The following is a 22,932-nucleotide window of genomic DNA, read 5'->3' on the forward strand; positions in this document are numbered from 1 at the left end:
AGAGTGATACGGAGATGGAAGTGGTATATATGTATAGCATTACTAGCTATCGCAGTATGGAATGTATATACAAATGGAATTACAAAGTATATGGAGAAGTTGACATTCTTCAATATACAAAGCGGAAAAGAAACGGAGTTTAGTAATAATGATGAAAAGGTCATCTTATCAAATGTACCTTTAATTCAGCAATTACCAGAGCTAGATAGAGGCTGTGAAGTGACGAGCTTAGCGATGATGTTACAATACGCAGGCATTACAGTGGATAAGATGAAATTAGCAAATGAAATAAAGAAAGTTGATTTTATGATAGAGGGTGTACGTGGGAATCCGAATGAAGGATTTGTAGGAAATATTTATACCTTTTCTGAATCTGGATATGGTGTATATCATGGACCACTTTTTCAATTAGCGAAAAAGTATTTACCTAATAAAGCTGTGGACTTAACAGGAAAGAGTATAGAAGAAATATATAAGAGTGTAAAATCAGGACAACCGGTAGTTATGATTACGAATGCAACATTTGCGCCATTAGATGAGGACGAATTTACTACATGGGAGACAAATAGTGGAGATATTTCTATTACGTATAATGAACATTGTGTAGTACTTGTTGGATACGATAAGGAATTTGTATATATTCGAGATCCACTCGATGATAGCCTAGATGTAAAAATGCCAAGAGAAAACTTTGAAAAGGCATGGATACAAATGGGGAGTCAGGCGATTAGTTATGTGAAAAGTTCTAAATGAATTAGTAAGGAAAGAGATGTAAGGAATTGTAAGAGTAGTTTTTGTAGGTGTTTTTTTGTTAAGAAATAAGAGAACTTCAGCTTATTATATAAGCTGAAGTTCTCTTATTTCTTATGATTAAATGTTTAGAAGTAGTGAATATGTAAAAATGCATAATTGACGAAAAAATTACATGTTATCATTATATATTGTTTTATATATGTTAATTGTATAAAATGACACAAGTATCCACATTACATAAAGGAGGCTTATTATGCAAAAAATATTTAACTGGGTTAAATGTATGAGCATCAAGAAAAAATTAATCATTTCATTTTTTCTTATTTTAACTATACCAGGACTTATTATTGGTGGTGTTTCATATCAAACTGCCAAAACAAATTTTGAACAACAAATTACAGGTAAAGCAAAGGAGAATATTTCAGTTTTAAATACTGTTATTTCTCAAAATATAGAAGAGAAATTTGTTGATGCGGCGTACTTTGCAGACATCTTAACAGAGGATACATATCCAAACGGACAAGAAGAAATAGTAAGAACGAAGTTAGCGCAATATATAAAACTTCATCCAGAAGTAGAAGGTATTTATATTGGAATACAGACAGGAAAGTTTATAAGAGAACCATATATCAAAATGGCTGATGGGTATAATCCAACAGATAGATCTTGGTATAAAGAAGCAAATGAAAATAAAGGGAAAGTAATTGTTACTGCACCATATCAATCAGCATCTACCAAAAATATGGTAGTGACAATTGCGAAAGAAGTAAAAGATGGTAAAGGTGTTATAGGAATTAACTTAAATTTAGATAACATCTTAAAAATTTCCAAAATGATTAACATTGGTGAAAAAGGTTATGCAGTTATTTTAGATCAAAATAAGCAAATTGTTAGTCATCCATCTAGAAAACCAGGTGCAAAAGTTACTGACCCTTGGATTAAACCAATTTATGAAGAAAAACAAGGAAATGTGTCTTATACAGAACAAGATGATAAAAAGAATTTAATCTTTGCCACAAATGAGAAGACAGGATGGAAAGTAGTTGGAGTTATGTTCGACGAAGAGATTACTCAAGCTGCGAATCCAGTGTTCTATAAGACTTTGATTGTCATTGCTATCGCTATTGCATTTGGTAGTGTATTAATTTATTTCATTACAAAGTCTATTACAAGACCATTAAGAAAAATAGCTGACTCGGCACATAAAATTAGTAAGGGAGATTTGACAGAGAAAATTACAATCCATTCAAAGGATGACATAGGGAAATTAGGAAATTCATTTAATGAAATGTCTGCTTCTTTACAAGATGTGATTACTCAAATTAGTTTTTCAGCAGAACATGTCGCTGCATCGGCTGAAGAGTTAACAGCGAGCGTACAGCAAGCAAATGATGCGACAGATCAAATTACAATTGCAATGGAACAAGTATCAGGTGGGGCTGAATCACAAAGTCAAGGTGTTGAAGAAGGTGCGGCTACATTACAACAAGTAAATACAGCAATTCAAGATGTAACGGGAAGCGCGGAATCAATTTCTATCTCCTCATTACATGCGCGAGAAAGAGCTGAAGAAGGGGAAGAATTGGTTGAACAAACAGCAAAACAAATGCAGTCTATTTCTAAATCGGTATCCGAGTCAGATGCTATTATTAAACTTCTGGATGAGAAATCAAAGCAGGTAGGAGCTATTTCTGAAGCAATTCAAAACATCGCTACTCAAACGAACTTATTAGCTTTAAATGCTGCTATTGAAGCAGCAAGAGCAGGTGAACAGGGTCGAGGGTTTGCTATTGTAGCAGATGAGGTTAGAAAATTAGCGGAGCAATCAGGAGAATCATCTGGAGAGATTGCAAATTTAATTGGAGAAATTAAGGCTGATATTGAACATACTGTTAAGGCGATGGATAATGTGAATGGGGAAGTTCAACAAGGCCTTGATGTTGTAACAAAAACGAAAGTAAGTTTTACGGAAATTTTAAGTTCTACTACGCATATTGTTTCTCAAGTCAATCAAATGGTAGAAACAACAAAGAGAATTGCTGGAGATGCAAATGAAGTGACAAATGCTATTGATGAAATTGCAGCGGCTGCAGAAGAAAATACAGCTAGTATGCAAAGTGTTGCTGCTTCAACAGAAGAACAAGTGAATTCAATGGAAGAAATTAGTTCAGCTTCGCAAAACTTAGCTGAGATGGCCGAAGAACTACAAGCGATGACTAGTAAATTTAAAGTATAATAACAGCAGATAAGTAAGGTGAAAATAATATCACCTTACTTATTTTTCTATTCAGCAATTAGGGGAGTCATTAACGGGATGAAAAAAAGAAAAAGACTATGGAATTTATGGAAAACGATTACATTGTTAGTTTGTACAGTTGTAATTTTCTCTTTACTTGTGACAGATATATTAATTAGTCATAATGTAGAACGGACGACGGAGGATAGCCAAGCAGAGAAAGCAAAAACAATTGCACACATTGTGGCGAATGATTCAATTGTAATCGATGGTTTGATTGGGAAAGCAGATACTTCTGAAATCCAAACGTATACAAATAGAATATTAAAAAACACAGGTGTTCAATTTATTGTAGTTATGGACATGAATGGAATAAGAAAATCACATCCAAATCCTCAAAAAATAGGTCATCATTTTATTGGGGGAGATGAAGGGCCTGCATTGAAAGGAAAGGAACATGTATCGCTGGCAGAAGGAACTTTAGGTATTTCAATGCGGGTGTTTGTACCTGTATTTTCTGAAACAGGTGAACAACTTGGAGCGGTGGCCGTTGGTATTTCAGCAGATAATGTAAAAGAGAGAGTTAAGGAAAGTAGACATATCATTTATATTGGTGTGGGAGTTGGAGTACTAGTCGGAATTATAGGAGCAATATTACTAGCTAGACATATAAAGAAAAGTTTATTTGGTCTTGAACCTCACAGGATAGCAAAAATTCTTGAAGAAAGAAATACGATGCTACAATCTGTAAAGGAAGGTATTATTGCTGTAGATAAAGAGGCCAATGTAACTTTAATAAATAATGAGGCAAAACGATTGTTTAAGAAAAGTGGTCTTGAAGAAGAGTTTATTGGTAAAGATGTTGAGTTGTATATGCCTAATTCACGTATAAAAGAAGTATTACAAATGGGAGAGGTACAATTAAACGAAGAACAAAATATTTATGGAATTACGATTGTGACGAATCGTGTTCCTTTATATGTAAAAGGAGAAATAGTTGGTGCGATTGCAACATTTCGTGATAAAACAGAGATTAGAAAATTAGCAGAAGAATTAACTGGTATTAGACTATATGCGGAAGCATTACGGGCACAATCGCATGAATTTATGAATAAAATGCATGTCGTATTAGGGCTTACACACATGAAGCAGTATGAAGAATTACAGAAGTATATAAGCGGTATGGTATCAGAGCATCAATATGAAATTGGTGGGGTTATGGAGAGAATAAAAAGTCCAGTATTTGCTGGTTTTTTACTTGGGAAACTTAGCTATGCTAGAGAGAAAAATATAAAATTAATCGTAAGTGAAGATTCTTACATGCCAGAAATAGATGATGAAAGTATTATTCATGAACTAATTACGATTGTCGGAAATTTAATAGATAATGCATTAGAGGCAGTGACGAATTGTGAAAAGAAGCAAGTTGAACTTGAGATACAATATGGGGATACATTAATCATTACAGTACAAGATACGGGGAAAGGTATACAAGAAGAAGAAATAGGGGCATTATTTACGAAAGGTTATTCCACAAAGGGAGATAATCGTGGTTATGGTTTGTATCTTGTAAAAGAAAGTATACAGCGAATAAATGGGGAAATTCATATGCATTCATTAGTAGGAAAGGGAACAACGATAACAATTGAAATACCTAAAGGTAGGGATGAGAGGCAAATATGATTAAAGTTTTAATTGTAGAAGATGACCCGATGGTAGCAATGTTAAATACGCATTATTTAGAGCAAGTAGGAGGATTTGAATTTGTTCAAGCAGTTAACTCTGTAAAATCGGCGATAGAAGTATTAGAGGGATTACGAGTAGATTTAGTATTACTTGATATTTTTATGCCTGAAGAGACTGGATTTGAGCTTTTAATGTATATTCGGAACCATGAAAAAGAAATCGATATTATGATGATTTCAGCTGTACATGATATGGGGAGTATTAAAAAAGCATTACAATATGGCGTAGTAGATTATTTAATTAAACCATTTACATTTGAACGATTTAAAAAGGCGTTAACTATATATCGAGAAAAACTTACTTTCATGAAAGAACAACAAAAAATTAGTCAATCGGAATTAGACTCGTTAATTTTGCAAAAAGAAAAAAGAGAGCCTACTGTCACTAAAGAGCTTCCGAAAGGGTTAACGAAGCAAACGCTGCAATTAATTTGGCAGAAGATCGAGTCGCTGAATGGACGAGCATTTACAACAGAGGAAATGGCGCAATTAGTTGGTGTTTCAAGGGTTTCTATTCGAAAGTATGTAATGTTTTTAACTGAAATTGGAGTATTAGAAAACGAAATGGTGTATCAACATGTAGGAAGACCAGTGAGTAAATTAAGATGTATTGACCAAAATAAAATAGAGTTTTACGTATAAGCGACTTATTATAAGTCGCTTATACTTTTTTTAATTACAAAATCAATTACAAAACTTACAAAAACTATTTTTACTATTGAAAGCGTTTTAATATTGTTATTAAGAAAACAAGGGGGTGCCATATGGGAATTCAAAAGAATGTGGAAGCGGTATCATTTTCTGGAGGAAATGAAGTACAAAGAGAATCTTTCGCTTCTAAAATTATGAATGTGAAAATCGGTGTTATACCTTTACCGTTATATGTAGTATTGGCTGCTATTATTTATGGGGCATCTGTATATAATAAATTGCCAGCAGATATGATTGGTGGATTTGCAGTTATTATGATCATGGGGATTTTCTTAGGCGATATTGGGATGAGAATTCCAATTTTAAAAAATATCGGCGGTCCAGCAATACTTTCGTTATTTATTCCATCATTACTTGTATTTTTTAACTGGATGAATCCAGCTTCAATGGAAGCTGCGACTATGTTAATGAAAAAATCGAACTTTTTATATTTATATATTTCTTGTTTAGTAGTCGGAAGTATTTTAGGAATGAACCGTAAAGTGTTAGTACAAGGTTTCGTTCGTATGTTTATTCCTTTAGTAGTAGGGACATTAGCTTCTGTAGCAGTAGGATTATTGGTCGGTTCATTATTTGGATTTGAAATGAAGCAGACATTCTTCTTTATCATCGTACCAATTGTGAGTGGTGGTATCGGGGAAGGAATTTTACCATTGTCGCTAGCTTATAGTGATATTTTAAATGAATCATCAGCAACGTTTGTATCACAGCTTATTCCAGCAGCTATTATTGGAAATATGTTCGCAATTGTAAGTGCAGGGTATATGAAGCGTTTAGGTGAGAAGAAACCGGAGCTTAGTGGTAACGGTGTATTAGTTAAAACAGACAATCAAGCCGAGTTATTAAAAGAACAAAATACAGAGAAGCCAATTGACTTCTCATTAATGGGAGCAGGTTTATTAATTGCGTGTACGTTCTTCATCTTCGGAGGATTTGCTTCTAAGTTCATCGGTATTCCTGGGGCAATCATTATGATTTTCTCAGCAGCACTTGTGAAATACTTTAAATTAATGCCAGCAAAAATGGAACAAGGAGCATTCCATTTATATAAATTTATTTCAAAGAATTTAACTTGGCCGTTAATGGTTGGATTAGGATTGTTATATATTCCGTTAAAAGACGTAGCAGCAGTTCTTTCAGTAGGATATGTTGTTGTGTGCGCGTCGGTTGTTCTTACAATGGTAGCATCAGGTTTTCTTGTAGGGAAAATGATGAAAATGTATCCAGTTGAATCAGCAATTGTAACTGGATGTCATAGTGGTTTAGGTGGAACTGGAGATGTTGCTATTTTATCAGCTTCAAACCGAATGGAGTTAATGCCGTTTGCGCAAATTTCAACACGTTTAGGCGGGGCAGCAATGGTTGTAACAGCAACAATTTTATTGAAAATGTTTTCATGATCAAACAAGCTAGCTATATTTATATAGCTAGCTTGTCAAATTAAGGGGAGATTATAAGTATGTTAGAAAGTCAAATTAATGAAAGATCATTATTATTGCATAAAGAATTAGTAGGGAAAATTGAAATTACAAGTAAAGTAGAAGTAAATTCAGCGGATGATTTAAGCCTGACGTATACACCAGGTGTAGCGGCGTCTTGCAAAGCAATTGCAGCAGATGAGGAAACAGTGTATGACTATACAGCACGTGGTAATATGGTGGCAGTTGTCTCAGATGGAACAGCGGTACTTGGTTTAGGGAATATTGGACCGAAAGCGGCTATGCCTGTTATGGAAGGGAAGAGTATTTTATTTAAGAAATTTGCGAATGTAGATGCTTTCCCGTTATGTTTAGGTACGACTGATGTGGATGAAATCGTTACCCTTGTGAAAAATTTAGAGCCTACGTTTGCAGGGATTAACTTAGAAGACATTGCGGCACCACGCTGTTTTGAAATTGAAAAGCGATTAAAAGCAGAAACGAATATTCCTGTATTCCATGATGATCAACATGGAACAGCTATTGTTGTCTTAGCAGCTGTTATTAATGCATTAAAAGTTGTAAGTAAAAAAATGGATAATGTAAAAATTGTTATTAACGGTGCGGGCTCGGCAGGAATCGCAATCGGCAAATTATTATTAAAGGCTGGCGCACAGCGCATTACGTTAGTTAGCTTAGAAGGTATTGTTTGTGAAGGTGAATCATGGATGAACGAAGCGCAAATTGAAGTTTCAAAAAAGACGAATCGAGAATATGTGCGTGGAACGTTAAAAGAAGCGATTCATCAAGCTGATGTTTTTATTGGTGTATCTGCTCCTAACGTATTAACGAAAGAACTTGTACAAATGATGAATGAGAAAGCAATTGTGTTTGCAATGGCGAATCCAATTCCAGAAATCTTCCCTGAGGATGCATTAAAGGCTGGGGCAGCTGTAGTAGGAACAGGGCGCTCGGATTATGCGAATCAAGTAAACAATGTATTGGCGTTCCCAGGAATATTCCGCGGTGCATTAGATGTGCGCGCGACTGATATTACAGAAGAAATGAAATTAGCGGCAGCATATGGGATCGCTAACATTATTACGGACGAAGAGCGTAATGCGAATTATGTAATCCCAAATCCGTTAGATAAAAGAGTTGTTCCAAGTGTTGCAGAAGCAGTAGCGAAAGCAGCCGTTGATTCAGGTGTGGCGCAAATTACGGAAATACCAAGTTATTAATAGCTAAAAGCAGTGCCTAAAAAGGCACTGCTTTTTTGAGATAAGAAATCAAAATAATGAAGAAGTGTAAAAGTATTTATTTGTGTTTCTCCACTATTTATTTAATTCCATTGCAACTTGTTTACCATTTACTAAAACCTCAGTTACTGCTACGATCACTTCTATCATTTTTTTCATCTCTCATCTCTCCTCGTGTCATTTCTTACTTTAAGTATAAGAGAAGAGAGATACTTCAACTATCGAAGTATATGACGTAGAAATTACATTGTTGTAAGAAAATGTTTTAGTTTTGTCACTTTACTCAGCAGTAATTACAAACTGATCATAATATTTTTCATTCACATATATATTTAATACCCATAATCCAGATGAAGGTAGTGACATAGTGAGAGGGAGTTCGTTTGTAGTAGAGTCTATTGTATTTGAAGTAGTCCAAGTTTGTTTGGAATTTTCTTGTTGATAGAGTACTGGTGTCGGAGTTACAGATCCTTGTTTTAGTGCAATAATAGATAGTTTTCCAGTTGGCATTTCAGGATCTAAAAAGTACCACATAATCTCATTTAGTTTCTTTGCGACAACAATGGTATCAGCCATTGCGATTTTTCCTTCGATGCCTTTTAAAGGTATTTTTCCATCTACGAATGATGGAGGTTCTTCCCAATTTACATCTTTTAAAACGCTAAGATGAAAGAAGGAAGGTACGTTAACTTGATTGGATGACGTTGAGATGGCTTCTTTTTTAGGTACTTTGGAATCTGGTTGTGTTTGTGTGCATCCAGTGATGAGGAAGGAGAAAAGTAGCATAGTTCCGATTTTTTTCATGGTGCCACACTCCTAATTTTTATTGTTAGTGTAATTGTATTTGCTAGAAAGCGGGACAATTCCTTTAAAACGTCAAAAGAGGTCGTAATTTTTGTACGACCTCTTTTGACATTTTTTATATTCGTTCAGTTGAAAAGGTTGGTTCTCTCTCTTTTTGGGGCATTGTTAAGAAAATAACAGAAAGAACGATACAGACGCCACCTAATAATTGATAGGCTCCAAAAGATTCATTTAGCCAAGCGATTGAAACAATGGCAGCTACAAGTGGTTCAATGCTAGATAAAATACTTGTCTCTGTTGCTGCTAAATATTTCAGACTACCGATATAAAGAAGGAAAGAAAGAGTGCCACTTATGATGATAAGAATAAGCATAGAAAAAGTTTTTGGTGTAAAAGTATGTGAAAGCTGATTCCATCCAAACGAACGATTACAAATAAGCAGGCCGATGCCTCCAATTAACATCCCCCAGCCAATTACTACAGTTGTTCCGCATTCTTTAATAAGAGAAGCTGGATGAAGGGTATAAAAGGCAAAGCCAAGTGCTGTTAATAGGCCAAAAATAATGGCTTCTTTCGATAAAACAATATTTTCAATTGAACCGTTTGTAATAATAAAGTACGTCCCCGTTAGCGCAGTTATAATTGCGAGTAGTTGCAGAGAAGCAGGGAATTTGCGTTGTTCAAATGCGACATAAATGGTAATAAGAACAGGACCTAGAAATTGAAATAATGTCGCTGTGACCGCGTTACTAATATGAACCGTTTCGATAAAGGCGTATTGTGCACCAAGCATGCCGAGAATAGAGAAAATAATAAGTTGTATAGAATATCTAGGATGTTTCCAAATTTGAAATATGTTTTGTTTCTTTATAAGTAAGAAAGATAAAATAAATATTCCCGCAAGCAACAAGCGAATTGTTAAAAAATCAATTGATGATACGTTAGTATGTTGAAATAGCCACTGAATCATCGGGCCAGATAATCCCCATAAGGTAGCTCCTGTAATAATCATAATGAGTCCAATCCGTCTACTATTGTTCATGATCATGCATCTCCTCTCGAGTATTTGATTTTTTATGTGTGACATGATAAAAGGAATTATATATAACTTCTGGTACTGTAAAAAGTATCAGATTTTAGTTTTATTAAGGGGTCAGATATTATGTTAGAATTAACGCCTAATTTAAATACGAAAAGTAAAATAGCATTGTACGTGCAATTGTATGAGTATATAAAACAAGAGATTAAAGATGGAACGATTCCGGCCTTTACAAAATTACCTGCAAAGAGAAAGCTGGCAAGCTATTTACAAGTGAGTAAAAATACAGTAGAAGCGGCTTACGAGCAATTGCTTGCAGAAGGTTATATTGAGTCGGCATCGAGAAAAGGTTATTTTGTATGTAAAGTTGAACAAATGATTTATGTAGAAGGAAGCGAAGAGAAAGTAGAAGAAGTACCGTTTCGGGAGGAGAACTATAAATTTGATTTCACCCAAACAGGAGTTGATACGAATACTTTTCCGTTCACTATGTACCGCAAGCTTATAAATGATGTATGGCAGCCACATAATAATGAGTTGCTTTTTCTTGGACACCCTCAAGGGGAATTGAGCTTAAGGGAGGAAATTGCGAATTATTTGTATGAATCTAGAGGTGTACGTTGTTCAGCTAGCCAAATTGTATTAGGGGCGGGAACACAAATATTAGTAAAGCTACTGTTTCAATTGTTAAAGGGAAGCAATTATGCAGTTGAAAACCCAGGTTATCATAGGAAAATGGTCGTTTTTGAACAGGGTGAAAAAAAGGTTCAAATGTTGTCTTTAGATAAGGATGGAATTTGTATGGAGGAGTTAGAAAATAGTGATGCAAATGTTGTATTTGTAACTCCTTCTCATCAATTTCCATATGGAATGATTATGCCTATTACGAGAAGGACACAGCTTTTACAATGGGCGAAGAAAGAAGAAGACAGGTATATTATTGAAGATGATTACGATAGTGAATTTCGTTATTCAGGAAAGCCAATTCCAGCACTACAAGGGTTAGATACAGATGGGAAAGTTATTTATATGGGGACGCTATCAAAAGCTTTGTTGCCCTCATTACGGATGAGCTATATAGTATTACCGAAGAATTTAATTAAAAAGTATCAAAAGGAATATTTGTTTTATACACAAAGTGTTTCAAGAATGGACCAAGAAGTGATTAGAAAGTTTTTAAATGAAGGCTATTGGGAAAAACATATTCATAAAATGCGTGTCGTCTATCGGAAAAAGAGGGATCGACTTGTTTTTGAAATAGAGAAGTATTTCTCTAATCGTGTTGAAGTGATAGGCGAAGATTCGGGATTACACATTTTATTAAAAGTGCATAATGGAATGCGAGAAGAAGAACTAATTAAAGAAGCTGCGAAATATAGTATTAAACTATATCCTGCTTCTACGTACTATAAAGACGGTACTGCGCCTGAAAATGTAGTTTTACTTGGGTTTGCGATTTTATCAGAAGAAGAACTTGCGAAAGCGATTCAACTATTAAATATAGCGTGGTTTAGAAGAAAGTAAAAAAACATCCTCATACACGAGAGGATGTTTTTTATTATTTATTTTCATCTAAGAATAAGACCATATGCTCTTCGTCCCAATATTGTCCGTTATATTTTAATGAACGTTCTTGTACACCGAATGTTTTAAAGCCTAATGATTCATAAAGTTTTTTTGCTCCATCGTTGCCAACAACAACATCAAGCATAACTTGTTCTACTTCTAAAGATTTAGCAAGTTCAAGACATTCTTTAATAAGTGCTTTTCCTGCTCCAAGTCCACGTGCTTTTGGAGACACATATACAGAACCGATTTTAGCTTTATGTTCCTGTTTTACATATGGTTTCGTTTCCAGTGTTGCAACCCCGATTAATTGTCCATCTTTAAATGCACCTAGTGTATAGTTTTCATCTTGTGCTAATTTTTGTGCTTTATATTCAATCGCACACTCTTTATTAATAATATCTTCATAAGAAGAGCTGAAAGCTTCAGGGTTTTGCTTTAATCCTTCTACACGAAGTTCTAAGTAAATTTCCGCTTCGTCTTTTGTTAATACATGGATATCCAATTATATCACCCTCCAAATCTTTGCAAATGTACCTTTATTTTATATTGAAATAAGAATAATTTCAAAAGGTTAGCTTATATGAGCTGATTTTATGAACAAAATAACACCAGTAGTGTTTACTACTACTGGTGTTTTCACACGCATCTTATTCAAAAGGTAGCTCGATTATAAAGTTTGTTCCTACTCCTATTTGGCTTGTTACTAGAATGGAACCGTTATGTAATTCCACAATTTCTTTTGCAACAGCTAGCCCGATACCTTTTCCTCCAGTAGCTCTCGTTCTGGATTTATCAACACGATAAAAACGATCAAAAATATGTGAGATATCTTCTTCAGGAATACCTTCTCCTTCATCGTCTACACTTATTGTAAAAGAATCTGTTTCCGTGAGTACACGTATCGTAATAGATGTGTTTTCTGGCGAATGTTGATAAGCATTGTGTAATAAATTTAACATAACTTGTTCCATACGTCTTTCGTCTATGCAAACTTCTAAATTATCTTTGCAATATACATGGAGTTTCATTTGTTTGTTAGTTAATGTTGTTTTTGTTTTTTCAACCATTCGTTCTAAAAATGGTTTAAGGATCACTTTTTGTTTTTTTATAATAAACTGATGTTGTTCTAATTGCACTAGCATAAATAAATCTTGGACGAGATCGGTTACACTATCTGTTTCATCCTCAATGATCTGTAAGTATTCTTCACGCTCTTCTTTCGTTAAAGAGTCCCTCTTTGCTACCTTCGCATAACCTTTCATATAGGTCAATGGAGTTAATAGTTCATGGGCAACACTAGCAAGAAATTCACTTCGCTCTTTTTTCATATAGGTAAGTTCACTCGATAAATCTTCAATCGTTTTTGCTAAACTTCCAAGTTCATCATTTCGTTTAATACCTAATTGAATTGGCTTGTTTAATTTTGACATTTTTTCTGTTGCCTTCTTCATTTTTATAAGTGGTTCTGTAATAACACGAGAAAAAACAAAGACAGAAATAGTCGTTAAAATAACTGTCAAAACACTAATGATAAGAAATTGGTTCATGAGTTTAATTAACATATTTTCTAAGAAAGATGTTTTTAATAACATATATAACTTACCTTGAAATCCTTGTGCTTCCAGAGGGCTTACTGTTGAGATGAATTTTGACTTTTTCCAGTTTTTTTCGACAATCAATCCACCTTTTGGAATAGTCTCTGTTTTACAAGTAAGTTGTTTTTGCATTTCTTTCGTTACGGGTTCTGAGGTAGAAATAATTTTGCCGTTATCGTCCGTTATAATGATAGCTATATCAGAGTTGGCAATTAATTCTGATTTAACTAAGTTTTCAGCTGCATCCGCGATATCGAATTCAGGGTACACAGGGCGTTTAGGACTTTTATTGTATTCAGCGCGTTCGGTGTGTTTCTTTTGTTTAGAATATTCAGCCCACCTTGCGCGTTTTGTAATTTCGTTACTATAGCGATTACCTTTTTCTAAAAGAGCAAGTGTTTCTTCCTTAATGCGCATTTTTGAAATACTTTTATAAAAGGATACGAAAGCAATTGTTTCAATACATAAAGCTAATATTAAAAAGTATGTCCCAATTTTAAGTGAAAGTTTACTCATTTTCTCACCATACCTTATTTCATATAAAGGGTCAGTGGTATACTATTGTCCACTGACCGAAGTAATTATTCACTTTTCCATTTATATCCGACTTTATAGACAGTTTCTAAGTAATCTTCAACTGGAAATCCTTTTTTACGTAATTTATCACGGATATTGCGAATATGTGAATCGATTGTTCTATATTCAATGTCTGTTTCATAACCCCAAATTTTTTCGATTAAATCATCTCGGCTATAAGCGCGGTTTGTATTTTGTAAGAATAGTCCAAGTAACGAAAATTCGATAGGTGTCAGTGAGATTTTTTCATCATAAACTGTGACAGTATGTTTCGTTTTATCCCACTCGATACCATTGAAGCTAACAAATCCATCTTTCTTTGTACGACGTAATATAGCCTCGATTCGTGCGACTAATACATGCTCATCAAATGGTTTTGTAATATAGTCATCTGCGCCCATAGTAAGACCTTTCACCATATCGTAATTTTGATTACGAGCTGTTAGCATAATGATTGGAACGTTGGAAATTTGACGGATTTGATAGCAAGTATCCCATCCATCCATATTCGGCATCATAACATCTAACAAAATAATATCGAAGTCTTTTTGTTCTATTAATTTTAGTGCTTCAAGGCCAGAGGTAGCTTTCATACAAAAATAGCCACGAGGACTTAAGAACAGATCTAATAATCTTAACATGCGTTCTTCATCGTCTACTAATAAAATTTTCACCATAATCTTGTGCACCCCAAACTGTTCATTCTACTTGTATAGTTTACATGAAAATAATAAAAAACTCTTTTTATGTGATTGAGTGGAAGAGTTATTTTTCGCTCAGAGTAATTGACATAAAAAATGCACTAGTTTTGCACAACTATTTTTTATAATAGAAAACGTAGCGACACAAAATACCCTATGTTGCGACATAACGTCATGTCATTTTATTTATAAAATGACAATTCCATTCTATTGTGTATGTGAGATAGAGAGGGTTTTCGTATTCACCTCGCATCGGATAAGAAAAATTTCCTATCTCACACTTTTTTTAAAAAGGAGATCATACACATGAATCCAAAAGAAGAAATTTCAAAAAAAGAAAAGCAAGATCGTAATACGGTTGTCATGTGCATTGCCGTATCTATGGTTATTATTATAAGTTGTGTAAATAAAATTTTGGGGATTTTATAATATAAAAAAGCTTATTGCTTCTTAAGAAGCAATAAGCTTTTTTCATTATTAGTGGAATAGTTCTATATAATAAACCAAGGTAAAATCGCTAACCCAGAAGTTACAATTGCTGTAGTAAATATTAAAAGCATAGCTCGTTTGTTTTGTTTCATGTCACATTCTCCTCTACCTATCAATTGAATGCTATACGTTCATTTCATAAGTGATGCCACACCAATTAAAGTTTCATTTTATACTTTTAGTATAATGAATGGAAAGGTTTGGTACGATCGATAAAGGTGACATGAAGATTACATTGTTGTAATGAAAAAGCACCTTCCTTAATAAGAAGATGCTTTTGGATAACTGCCCGTAAAAGCCCGATTGGTTCAACTAATACTCATTGGCGATGGAAAAATCCCCCACTGAGTAAAGTTTCACTTTATATTGAAGTATTAATCATTTAAGAACAGAACCATATGTTCCTCGTCCCAATATTGACCGTTATGTTTTAATGAACGTTCTTGTACGCCGTAAGTTTGGAAACCTAATGATTCATATAATTTTTTTGCGGCATCGTTACCAACTACAACATCGAGCATAAGCTGTTCTACATGTAATTTATCGGCATTTTCAATAATTGCTTTAATTAAAGTTCGTCCTGCTCCAAGGCCACGCGCTCTTGGGGAAACAAAGACGGAACCGATTTTTGCTTTATGTTCTTGTTTAATAAATGGTTTTGTTTCTAAAGTAGCAATACCAATTAAATCGTTATCTTTGAAGACACCTAGAGTATACTTATCCGGATTGCTTAATCGTTTTGCCATAGCAGCTACAGGATCCTCATGTTTAAGAACATCTTCATAAGAAGAGCTAAAAGCTTCCGGGTTCTTCGTTAAACCTTCCATACAAACTTTTAAATATATTTCTGCGTCCTCTGTCGTTAATAAGCGAATTTCCATAGTTGTAACCTCCTTGGTTGATTTCAAATAAAGTGAATCTTTTATAAGATTGTGTATGTGTTTAGTTAGCAGTCTCTTTTAATTTGTAAAAGAATGAAAAGATATATGCTACAATGTTTTGTTTTTAATTATGTAATGAAATTATATATTAACTTCATTAACTATTCAAGTGTTTAATATATTACATTTTTATAACTAAAATAACTCCTCAATCGAGGAGTTATTTTAGTTATTCGATTGATAACCATCAATTCGATGTGGATGTGTGTAAATATTGCAAGATTCATTTCTAATAAATCCTACGACTGTAATGCCTAAATCATGAGCGAGTTGCAATGCTAGTTTTGTTGGAGCGGATTTAGATAGAACAATTTCACATCCGATTTTTGAAACTTTGAGTAAAATTTCAGATGAAATACGCCCGCTAAATGCGATGATTTTTCCTTTAACAGATATGTCGTTGCGCAAACAATGACCGTATATTTTATCTAACGCATTATGTCTTCCGATATCCATTCTTGATATGAGGATATTATTTCGATCACATAGCGCGGTATTGTGAACACCGCCGGTTTGGCGAAAGGTAGTGGAAGATTGTTGTAAAGTATTCATTAAGTGAAAGCATTCTTCAGGAGTAATTTTCACATGTATATCATGTAAATCTTTTGCTTTTGCTGCATCGTTAGCGAAAATAAAGCCTTGTCTACCTTTTCCACAACAGGAAGTGATGTATCGTTTATTATATAAATTTTGATAGAGCGGATTTACTTTTGATGATGTTACATGGACAATTCCGTTATCTTTTTGAACCCATAGTTCTCCAACATCTTTATAGGAAGAAATAATTCCCTCAGAAATTAAAAAACCAATCACCATATCTTCGATGTAATTTGGTGTACATACGACTGTTACATATTCTTCGCCATTTAATTTAATAGTGATAGGAGATTCTGTAACAATCTCATCAAGTTGTTTTGAAAATGTACCAGACTGATAGCGTACAATTGTATAATTCTCTTGTGTAGGCCCCATATTAAATTCCCCTTTTATACGTATTTCGCTTCTACATTTATCATAAAACATTGAAAAAATAAAAACATCTATTAGAAGGAAGGTATCAGATTATTTTGGTTATTATTGTATATATACGATATAATAGAAATGTAGAATAGTGAAATTTTCAAGCTTTCGTAGTGATACCTTATAAACATCTAGAATCGACTTCATAAGAAAAGTATTTGGGCAGAGCGTTTCAAAAATATGTACAACACATTTATGAAAACGGATTCATAAATGTGTTGTACAGTTGGTTGTAAGGAGAGGGGAAACTATGGCAGAACAGACAGTCCGTGTAACCGTAGATGGTAAAGAATTTTCAGCATCAGGTGAAAAGACAATACTACAATTATTTAACGAGAGTAATTTAGAACATCCTCAAATTTGTCATGTACCAGAAGTAGATCCAATTCAAACTTGTGATACGTGTATTGTAGAAGTAGATGGGAAGTTAATGCGTGCTTGTTCAACGAAATTAGAGAATGGTATGCATATTGAAAGGCAGTCACAGCGTGCAAAAGAGGCGCAGACTGAGGCGATGGATCGACTATTAGAAAACCACTTATTGTATTGTACCGTATGCGATAACAATAACGGTAATTGTAAGGTTCATAATACAGTTCATATGATGGGGATCGAAGAACAGAAATATCCGTATGAGCCGAAGGTAAGTGCTTGTGAAGTGGATATGTCACATCCGTTTTATCGGTATGATCCAAATCAATGTATTGCTTGTGGACAGTGTGTAGAAGTATGTCAAAACTTACAGGTCAATGAAACTATATCGATAGATTGGAGCTTAGATCGTCCGCGTGTTATATGGGACAATGGTGTAAGCATAAATGACTCATCTTGTGTAAGTTGTGGGCAGTGTGTAACAGTATGTCCATGTAATGCGTTAATGGAAAAATCAATGTTAGGTGAAGCTGGATTCATGACAGGATTAAAACCAGATGTGTTAGATCCAATGATTGATTTTGTAAAGGATGTAGAGCCTGGATATAGTAGTATTTTAGCGGTTTCAGAAGTAGAGGCTGCGATGCGTAAGACGAAAGTTAATAAAACAAAAACAGTTTGTACATTTTGTGGTGTCGGTTGTTCATTCGAAGTATGGACGAAAGATCGTCATATATTAAAAGTACAACCGGTTTCAGATGCACCTGTTAATGGTATTTCCACATGTGTAAAAGGTAAATTTGGATGGGACTTTGTAAATAGTGAAGATCGAATTACGAAGCCTTTAATTCGCCAAGGAGATATGTTTGTTGAAGCTACTTGGGAAGAAGCATTAGAAGTTGTTGCTTCTAACATGCAGCATATTAAATCTGAATATGGAAGCGATGCATTTGGATTTATTTCTTCTTCGAAAGTAACGAATGAAGAAAATTACCTTATGCAAAAACTCGCTCGTCAAATATACGGAACGAATAATGTGGACAATTGTTCTCGTTACTGTCAATCTCCAGCGACAGACGGTTTATTTAAAACCGTCGGTATGGGCGGGGATGCTGGAACAGTGAAGGATATAGCTGAAGCAGGCCTTGTCATTATCGTTGGTGCGAATCCAACAGAAGGACATCCTGTACTTGCGACGCGTGTAAAACGTGCTCATAAATTACACGAGCAAAAACTGATTGTAGCAGATCTTCGTAAACATGAAATGGCAGAGCGTGCGGATTTATTTATTCATCCGAGCCAAGGAACGGATTACGTATGGCTTGCTGGTATTACGAAATATATTATTGATCAAGATTGGCATGATAAAAAGTTCATAGCTGAAAACGTAAAGAATTTTGATGAATATAGCAAAATGGTAGAGAAATATACGCTGGACTATACAGAGAAAATTACAGGGATTTCGAAAGAAAATCTGAAAGAAATGGCTCGTATGGTATATGAAGCAGATGGTACTTGTATACTTTGGGGAATGGGTGTAACTCAAAATACAGGAGGAAGTACAACGTCCGCTGCCATTTCAAATTTACTGCTTGTTACGGGTAACTATCGTCGTCCGGGTGCAGGTGCATATCCATTACGAGGACATAATAACGTACAAGGTGCTTGTGATATGGCAACATTACCAAACTGGCTTCCAGGTTATCAAGCAGTATCAGATGACACGCTTCGTGCTAAGTTTGAAAAAGCATATGGTACAACTATTCCGAAAGCACCAGGATTAAATAATATCGCAATGTTACTTGCGGCGGAAGAAGGAAAATTACGTGGTATGTATGTCATGGGTGAAGAAATGGCTTTAGTCGATTCAAATGCGAACCATGTGCAACATATTTTAGCGAATTTAGATTTCCTAGTTGTTCAAGATATGTTCTTATCAAAAACAGCTCGTTTTGCTGATGTTATTTTACCAGCGGCACCAAGCTTAGAAAAAGAAGGAACGTTTACGAATACAGAGCGCCGTATTCAAAGATTATATGAAGTATTGAAACCGCTTGGTGATTCCAAGCCAGACTGGTGGATTTTACAAAAAGTTGCTCGTGCACTAGGCGGGGATTGGAATTATGAAAGTCCAAGTGAGATCATGGATGAAATTGCATCACTTGCACCGTTATACTCTCAAGCAACGTACGATCGTCTAGAAGGTTGGAATAGTTTATGTTGGGGTAGTCATGATGGTAGCGATACACCGCTATTATATGTAGACGGATTTAACTTCCCGGATAAACTTGCTCGTTTATCATTAGATGAATGGGTACCACCGGTTGTAGCGCCAGATGAGTATGATTTACTTTTAAATAATGGACGTATGCTAGAACATTTCCATGAAGGGAATATGACGAATAAGTCGGCTGGTATTTTATCTAAAGTATCTGAAGTATTCGTTGAAATTTCACCAGAACTCGCTATAGAGCGCAATGTGAAAGATGGTGGTCTTGTGGAATTAGCATCACCATTTGGAAAAATTAAAGTACAAGCGCTTATTACTGATCGTGTAACGGGGAAAGAGTTATATTTACCGATGCATGCAACGATAAATGAAGAAGCGATTAATATTTTAACTGGGACGGCAACCGACCTTTATACGTGTACACCAGCGTATAAACAAACGATGGTGAAAATGCGTATATTACGTGAAAAAGGAAATCGCCCATTACCATCTTCAAACCCGCGAGATAAAAAGCGTAATCCGCAAAATGGTGTTGAAATCGAGCAAAAATGGCAAAGAAAACAATACGTATCACTGGTGGACTAGGGGGCGGAGATAGTGGCGAAAGAAATTACCTTAATTAAAAAGAAAACTGTAACAGAGGAAGAACAGAAACAGCAAGTAGCAGATGAACTTCTAAATGAGCTATCTAATAATCGTGAAGCAGTAGAAGAAACGATGCAGCTTTTAGCACAGCTGCAGAAGGCTGGTATATTAGATGCAGCGATTAGTTTACTTGCTGCGAAGGAAGATGTTTCAAAAATCGCTGTGGAGCAATTAAATCGTGAACCAGTTAAAAATGCACTTAACAATATGATGGGGGCGGGGGAAGCACTATCCTCAGTTGATCCGGAAGTAACAAAGCAAATTACATCGAGTTTAGTCACTGGATTGCAATTTGCAACAGATGAATTAAATAGTGGTAAAAAAACAAAAGTGATGGATTTCTTTAAAGTGTTAAAAGATCCAGATATCAATAGAGCTATTACATTCGGTTTTAGCTTCTTGAAAGCATTTGGACAAGGGTTAGAGAAAAAATAGAGTAAATGAAAAGTGATGGGAAGTAGCCATCACTTTTTTCATTGTATGTATAAGAGTGTTCATGTTAAGCGGAATATATTATTATTATTATTAAAAAGATGGATTAGAAATGGAAATGTGGAATCCATCTCAAATATCGTTTTAGAATGTGGAGGAATATATGCAACACCGTAAAAGACTATCTATACCAGGAGTAATGGGACATTCCTTTCAAACAGTTCGATTTGCTTTTTGGAATGTATTAACCTTTCAACTTGCTTATAAATTATTAGCAGCGATTGTATTTGTCCCGCTATTCGGGATCATTTTTAATAAGTTATTGTATTTTGGTGGTTATGCAAATGCGACGAATGATGAATTATTAGCGTTTTTAAAGACACCATACGGCATTTTGGCAATCGTAATTTTATCATTGTTAGCACTGTTTCTTATCTTTACGGAATTTGCGGTGCTTATTATCATTTCGTACTTCGCTCATAAAAGACAAAAGGTGAAATTACGTCCGATTTTATATAAAACCGTAACGTACTTACCTACTCTTTTCACATATTGCTTACCGGGATTTATTTTATATGCTGTCGTATTGTTACCTCTTTTAAGTATGGGATATGAAACGGCATTAATTCCGCAAATTCAAATTCCTAACTTCATTACAGGAGAACTGGAAAAGACAACGATGGGACAAGTTGGTTATTACACGTTCTTTGCTGTAGTTGCGTATTTGAACCTTCGCTGGATTTTTGTTTTACCTATTGTCGTTTTAGAACAAAAACCGTTTCGCACAGCAGCACGCAAAAGTGCAGCTTTAGTAAAAGAAAGCTTTTTTAAAGTACTATTCTTTTTAGTAGGATTTTTCATTTCAATAGGGCTTGTTTATATTGTGTTTTTTGGAATATATTTATTGTGCCTATGGGGTGTGTATGAATTTACAAACCCGGAAGGAACATTTGCATTATTAGCCGAATCAACGATTTCTGTATTCCTAACAAGTACATTGTATTTATTTAGCTTTATTGTGACACCATTTTATATTATGGCTATAACAAGATTGTACTTACAAAAGGTTCCGGTTGAAGATGTGCTATTAGAGGAGGGATTAGATTATTCGAAAACGAAAGCAGATAAATGTTTCTTCCAAAAACATCGTTGGAAATTTATTAGTGTATATATTGTAGGGATTATTACGGCCGGAATGGTCGTTGCCTTCATTGTAACGTTTATTTCAAATTCGTATAAAGAACCGATTATTATGGCGCACCGCGGATATATATCAAAAGGGGTAGAAAATACGAAAGAAGCTGTGCAAGGTGCTATTGATGCAAAAGCAGACTACGCTGAAATAGATGTATTACAAACGAAAGACGGTGAACTGGCGGTTATACATGATTTGAAGTTAAAACGTCTTGCAAATGCCAATGTGCATGTGTCAGATTTAACGATGGATGAATTAAGACAGCTTACTCTTAGTCAAGATGGATTTTCAGGACAAATAAGTACACTTGATGAAATCATTAAACTTGCAAAGGGGAAAATCAAACTCAATATTGAAGTGAAGCTTCATGGGGGCGAAAAAGACTTTGTAAACAAAGTATTAAAAACGATTAAAGATAATGAATTTGAGAAGCAATGTGTAATTCAAACGTTACACTATCCACTTATTAAAGAGTTTAAGCGTGCAAATTCAGATATAAAAGTAGGATATATACTGTATGCAAGTAGAGCCAACTTAAAGAATGTGAAAGCTGATTTTTATGTAGCGGAAGAATATATGTTAAATAAGAAGTTAGTAAAAGAAGCAAGGAAGTTAAACAAGCCAATTTACGTATGGACGGTAAATGATATGGAAAGTTTAAAGGGATATTATAAATTAAACGTAGATGGTATCATTACCGATTATCCTGAAGATGCACGTGAAACGATTAAGATGTTAAAAGAGCAAGAAGAGGAAGAAAGTGATCTGTTTGATAAAATTACTGAAACAACAGATGATTTATTTTCCAAGTTATTTATAAGTTATCCAGCTGCTAGCTAAATGCTAGCAGCTGTTTTTTTATGAAAAGAATATATCCCTAAAGTATTGTGTAAATTAATAACTGTATATGTATACGGCATCATTTGGTTTTTTTACATTGTTACATTATTGTTGAATAATAAATGATTGGTACTTATTTTGGGGGAGTATAATAAAAATAGAGTGATAGATTATGGGATGAAACGAGAATCCTAATAGAATCAATGTTTTATATATTTACACTATTCTAAATATATAAACTTTAAAAAAATGATATGTTAGCGTTTTCATAACTTTTAAGTTATGCTAGAATAAGGACATAAGTTATTAATTATTACAAAAAGAAAAAAGACTTTCTTTTTTCTGTTAATTATAAGGGGGCA

At 34.5% G+C, this 22,932-nt stretch carries 18 protein-coding genes; 11 read left to right on the top strand and 7 right to left on the bottom strand.

Annotation, left to right across the window (positions count from 1 at the left end):
• Window positions 1-3: 3 nt before the first annotated feature.
• The 6 genes from KZZ19_RS02970 (at window position 4) to KZZ19_RS02995 (ending at window position 8,104) form a co-directional block, all read left to right on the top strand.
• The gene (locus KZZ19_RS02970) at window positions 4-753 is read left to right on the top strand and encodes a C39 family peptidase (protein WP_237981575.1); all 750 of its coding nucleotides are present in this window, start codon (window positions 4-6) and stop codon (window positions 751-753) included.
• A 394-nt stretch (window positions 754-1,147) separates the two neighbouring features.
• Window positions 1,148-2,989, top strand: a complete 1,842-nt coding sequence (locus tag KZZ19_RS02975) for a methyl-accepting chemotaxis protein (RefSeq protein WP_432442724.1) — start codon at window positions 1,148-1,150, stop codon at window positions 2,987-2,989.
• A 78-nt stretch (window positions 2,990-3,067) separates the two neighbouring features.
• Window positions 3,068-4,672 (top strand): sensor histidine kinase, encoded by a 1,605-nt coding sequence (locus KZZ19_RS02980; protein WP_237981577.1) that lies wholly within the window; start codon window positions 3,068-3,070, stop codon window positions 4,670-4,672.
• Entirely contained in the window at window positions 4,669-5,376 is a 708-nt protein-coding gene (locus KZZ19_RS02985) for a response regulator (protein WP_237981578.1), read from the top strand. Before KZZ19_RS02980 ends, KZZ19_RS02985 begins: the two co-directional genes overlap by 4 nt.
• A gap of 122 nt (window positions 5,377-5,498) precedes the next feature.
• Window positions 5,499-6,845 (top strand): 2-hydroxycarboxylate transporter family protein, encoded by a 1,347-nt coding sequence (locus KZZ19_RS02990; protein ID WP_088095086.1) that lies wholly within the window; start codon window positions 5,499-5,501, stop codon window positions 6,843-6,845.
• Window positions 6,846-6,904: 59 nt separating this feature from the next.
• The gene (locus tag KZZ19_RS02995) at window positions 6,905-8,104 is read left to right on the top strand and encodes an NAD(P)-dependent malic enzyme (RefSeq protein WP_237981579.1); all 1,200 of its coding nucleotides are present in this window, start codon (window positions 6,905-6,907) and stop codon (window positions 8,102-8,104) included.
• A 297-nt stretch (window positions 8,105-8,401) separates the two neighbouring features.
• Here the strand turns inward: KZZ19_RS02995 and KZZ19_RS03000 are convergent, their stop codons facing one another.
• Both KZZ19_RS03000 and KZZ19_RS03005 read right to left on the bottom strand, forming a co-directional pair.
• Window positions 8,402-8,926 (bottom strand): DUF4871 domain-containing protein, encoded by a 525-nt coding sequence (locus KZZ19_RS03000; protein ID WP_088095088.1) that lies wholly within the window; start codon window positions 8,924-8,926, stop codon window positions 8,402-8,404.
• 115 nt (window positions 8,927-9,041) lie between these two features.
• Window positions 9,042-9,968, bottom strand: a complete 927-nt coding sequence (locus KZZ19_RS03005) for a DMT family transporter (protein ID WP_237981580.1) — start codon at window positions 9,966-9,968, stop codon at window positions 9,042-9,044.
• 120 nt (window positions 9,969-10,088) lie between these two features.
• Here KZZ19_RS03005 and KZZ19_RS03010 point away from each other — a divergent pair, with 120 nt between their 5' ends.
• Entirely contained in the window at window positions 10,089-11,489 is a 1,401-nt protein-coding gene (locus KZZ19_RS03010; RefSeq protein ID WP_237981581.1) for a PLP-dependent aminotransferase family protein, read from the top strand.
• 34 nt (window positions 11,490-11,523) lie between these two features.
• Here KZZ19_RS03010 and KZZ19_RS03015 read toward each other — a convergent pair whose 3' ends face one another.
• From KZZ19_RS03015 to KZZ19_RS03025, 3 genes are all read right to left on the bottom strand, one after another.
• Window positions 11,524-12,036, bottom strand: coding sequence for a GNAT family N-acetyltransferase (locus KZZ19_RS03015; protein ID WP_000351216.1), 513 nt, complete (start codon window positions 12,034-12,036; stop codon window positions 11,524-11,526).
• Between the two features lie 145 nt (window positions 12,037-12,181).
• Window positions 12,182-13,645, bottom strand: coding sequence for a HAMP domain-containing sensor histidine kinase (locus tag KZZ19_RS03020; protein ID WP_237981582.1), 1,464 nt, complete (start codon window positions 13,643-13,645; stop codon window positions 12,182-12,184).
• A gap of 65 nt (window positions 13,646-13,710) precedes the next feature.
• Entirely contained in the window at window positions 13,711-14,382 is a 672-nt protein-coding gene (locus KZZ19_RS03025; RefSeq protein ID WP_098364181.1) for a response regulator transcription factor, read from the bottom strand.
• A gap of 330 nt (window positions 14,383-14,712) precedes the next feature.
• Here KZZ19_RS03025 and KZZ19_RS03030 point away from each other — a divergent pair, with 330 nt between their 5' ends.
• A complete protein-coding gene (locus KZZ19_RS03030; RefSeq protein ID WP_001068388.1) occupies window positions 14,713-14,835 on the top strand; it encodes a hypothetical protein in 123 nt (40 codons plus the stop codon).
• A gap of 434 nt (window positions 14,836-15,269) precedes the next feature.
• On the opposite strand, the gene KZZ19_RS03035 is transcribed toward KZZ19_RS03030, so the two are convergent.
• Window positions 15,270-15,776 carry a GNAT family N-acetyltransferase gene (locus KZZ19_RS03035; protein WP_088095093.1) on the bottom strand — a complete coding sequence of 169 codons (507 nt, stop codon included), beginning with the start codon at window positions 15,774-15,776 and terminating at the stop codon, window positions 15,270-15,272.
• 225 nt (window positions 15,777-16,001) lie between these two features.
• Entirely contained in the window at window positions 16,002-16,808 is an 807-nt protein-coding gene (gene fdhD, locus KZZ19_RS03040; protein ID WP_237981583.1) for a formate dehydrogenase accessory sulfurtransferase FdhD, read from the bottom strand.
• 298 nt (window positions 16,809-17,106) lie between these two features.
• Here fdhD and fdhF point away from each other — a divergent pair, with 298 nt between their 5' ends.
• From fdhF to KZZ19_RS03055, 3 genes are all read left to right on the top strand, one after another.
• On the top strand, window positions 17,107-20,043 hold the full coding sequence (fdhF, locus tag KZZ19_RS03045) for a formate dehydrogenase subunit alpha (RefSeq protein ID WP_088095095.1): 2,937 nt from the start codon (window positions 17,107-17,109) through the stop codon (window positions 20,041-20,043).
• A gap of 12 nt (window positions 20,044-20,055) precedes the next feature.
• Window positions 20,056-20,538: a DUF1641 domain-containing protein gene (locus KZZ19_RS03050; protein ID WP_088095096.1), complete on the top strand. Its 483-nt coding sequence runs from the start codon at window positions 20,056-20,058 to the stop codon at window positions 20,536-20,538.
• A gap of 160 nt (window positions 20,539-20,698) precedes the next feature.
• Window positions 20,699-22,570 (top strand): glycerophosphoryl diester phosphodiesterase membrane domain-containing protein, encoded by a 1,872-nt coding sequence (locus KZZ19_RS03055; RefSeq protein WP_237981584.1) that lies wholly within the window; start codon window positions 20,699-20,701, stop codon window positions 22,568-22,570.
• Window positions 22,571-22,932: the final 362 nt, after the last annotated feature.

Source organism: Bacillus thuringiensis (assembly GCF_022095615.2).
In the GTDB taxonomy this organism is placed as follows: Bacteria; Bacillota; Bacilli; order Bacillales; family Bacillaceae_G; genus Bacillus_A; species Bacillus_A cereus_AG.

Excerpts from the sequence above, each read along its gene's own strand:
- KZZ19_RS02980 (WP_237981577.1), top strand. The coding sequence starts at position 3,068 with ATGAAAAAAAGAAAAAGACTATGGAATTTATGGAAAACGATTACATTG.
- KZZ19_RS02985 (WP_237981578.1), top strand. The coding sequence starts at position 4,669 with ATGATTAAAGTTTTAATTGTAGAAGATGACCCGATGGTAGCAATGTTA.
- KZZ19_RS02990 (WP_088095086.1), top strand. The coding sequence starts at position 5,499 with ATGGGAATTCAAAAGAATGTGGAAGCGGTATCATTTTCTGGAGGAAAT.
- KZZ19_RS02995 (WP_237981579.1), top strand. The coding sequence starts at position 6,905 with ATGTTAGAAAGTCAAATTAATGAAAGATCATTATTATTGCATAAAGAA.
- KZZ19_RS03000 (WP_088095088.1), bottom strand. The coding sequence starts at position 8,926 with ATGAAAAAAATCGGAACTATGCTACTTTTCTCCTTCCTCATCACTGGA.
- KZZ19_RS03005 (WP_237981580.1), bottom strand. The coding sequence starts at position 9,968 with ATGAACAATAGTAGACGGATTGGACTCATTATGATTATTACAGGAGCT.
- KZZ19_RS03010 (WP_237981581.1), top strand. The coding sequence starts at position 10,089 with ATGTTAGAATTAACGCCTAATTTAAATACGAAAAGTAAAATAGCATTG.
- KZZ19_RS03020 (WP_237981582.1), bottom strand. The coding sequence starts at position 13,645 with ATGAGTAAACTTTCACTTAAAATTGGGACATACTTTTTAATATTAGCT.
- KZZ19_RS03025 (WP_098364181.1), bottom strand. The coding sequence starts at position 14,382 with ATGGTGAAAATTTTATTAGTAGACGATGAAGAACGCATGTTAAGATTA.
- KZZ19_RS03030 (WP_001068388.1), top strand. The coding sequence starts at position 14,713 with ATGAATCCAAAAGAAGAAATTTCAAAAAAAGAAAAGCAAGATCGTAAT.
- KZZ19_RS03035 (WP_088095093.1), bottom strand. The coding sequence starts at position 15,776 with ATGGAAATTCGCTTATTAACGACAGAGGACGCAGAAATATATTTAAAA.
- fdhD (WP_237981583.1), bottom strand. The coding sequence starts at position 16,808 with ATGGGGCCTACACAAGAGAATTATACAATTGTACGCTATCAGTCTGGT.
- fdhF (WP_088095095.1), top strand. The coding sequence starts at position 17,107 with ATGGCAGAACAGACAGTCCGTGTAACCGTAGATGGTAAAGAATTTTCA.
- KZZ19_RS03055 (WP_237981584.1), top strand. The coding sequence starts at position 20,699 with ATGCAACACCGTAAAAGACTATCTATACCAGGAGTAATGGGACATTCC.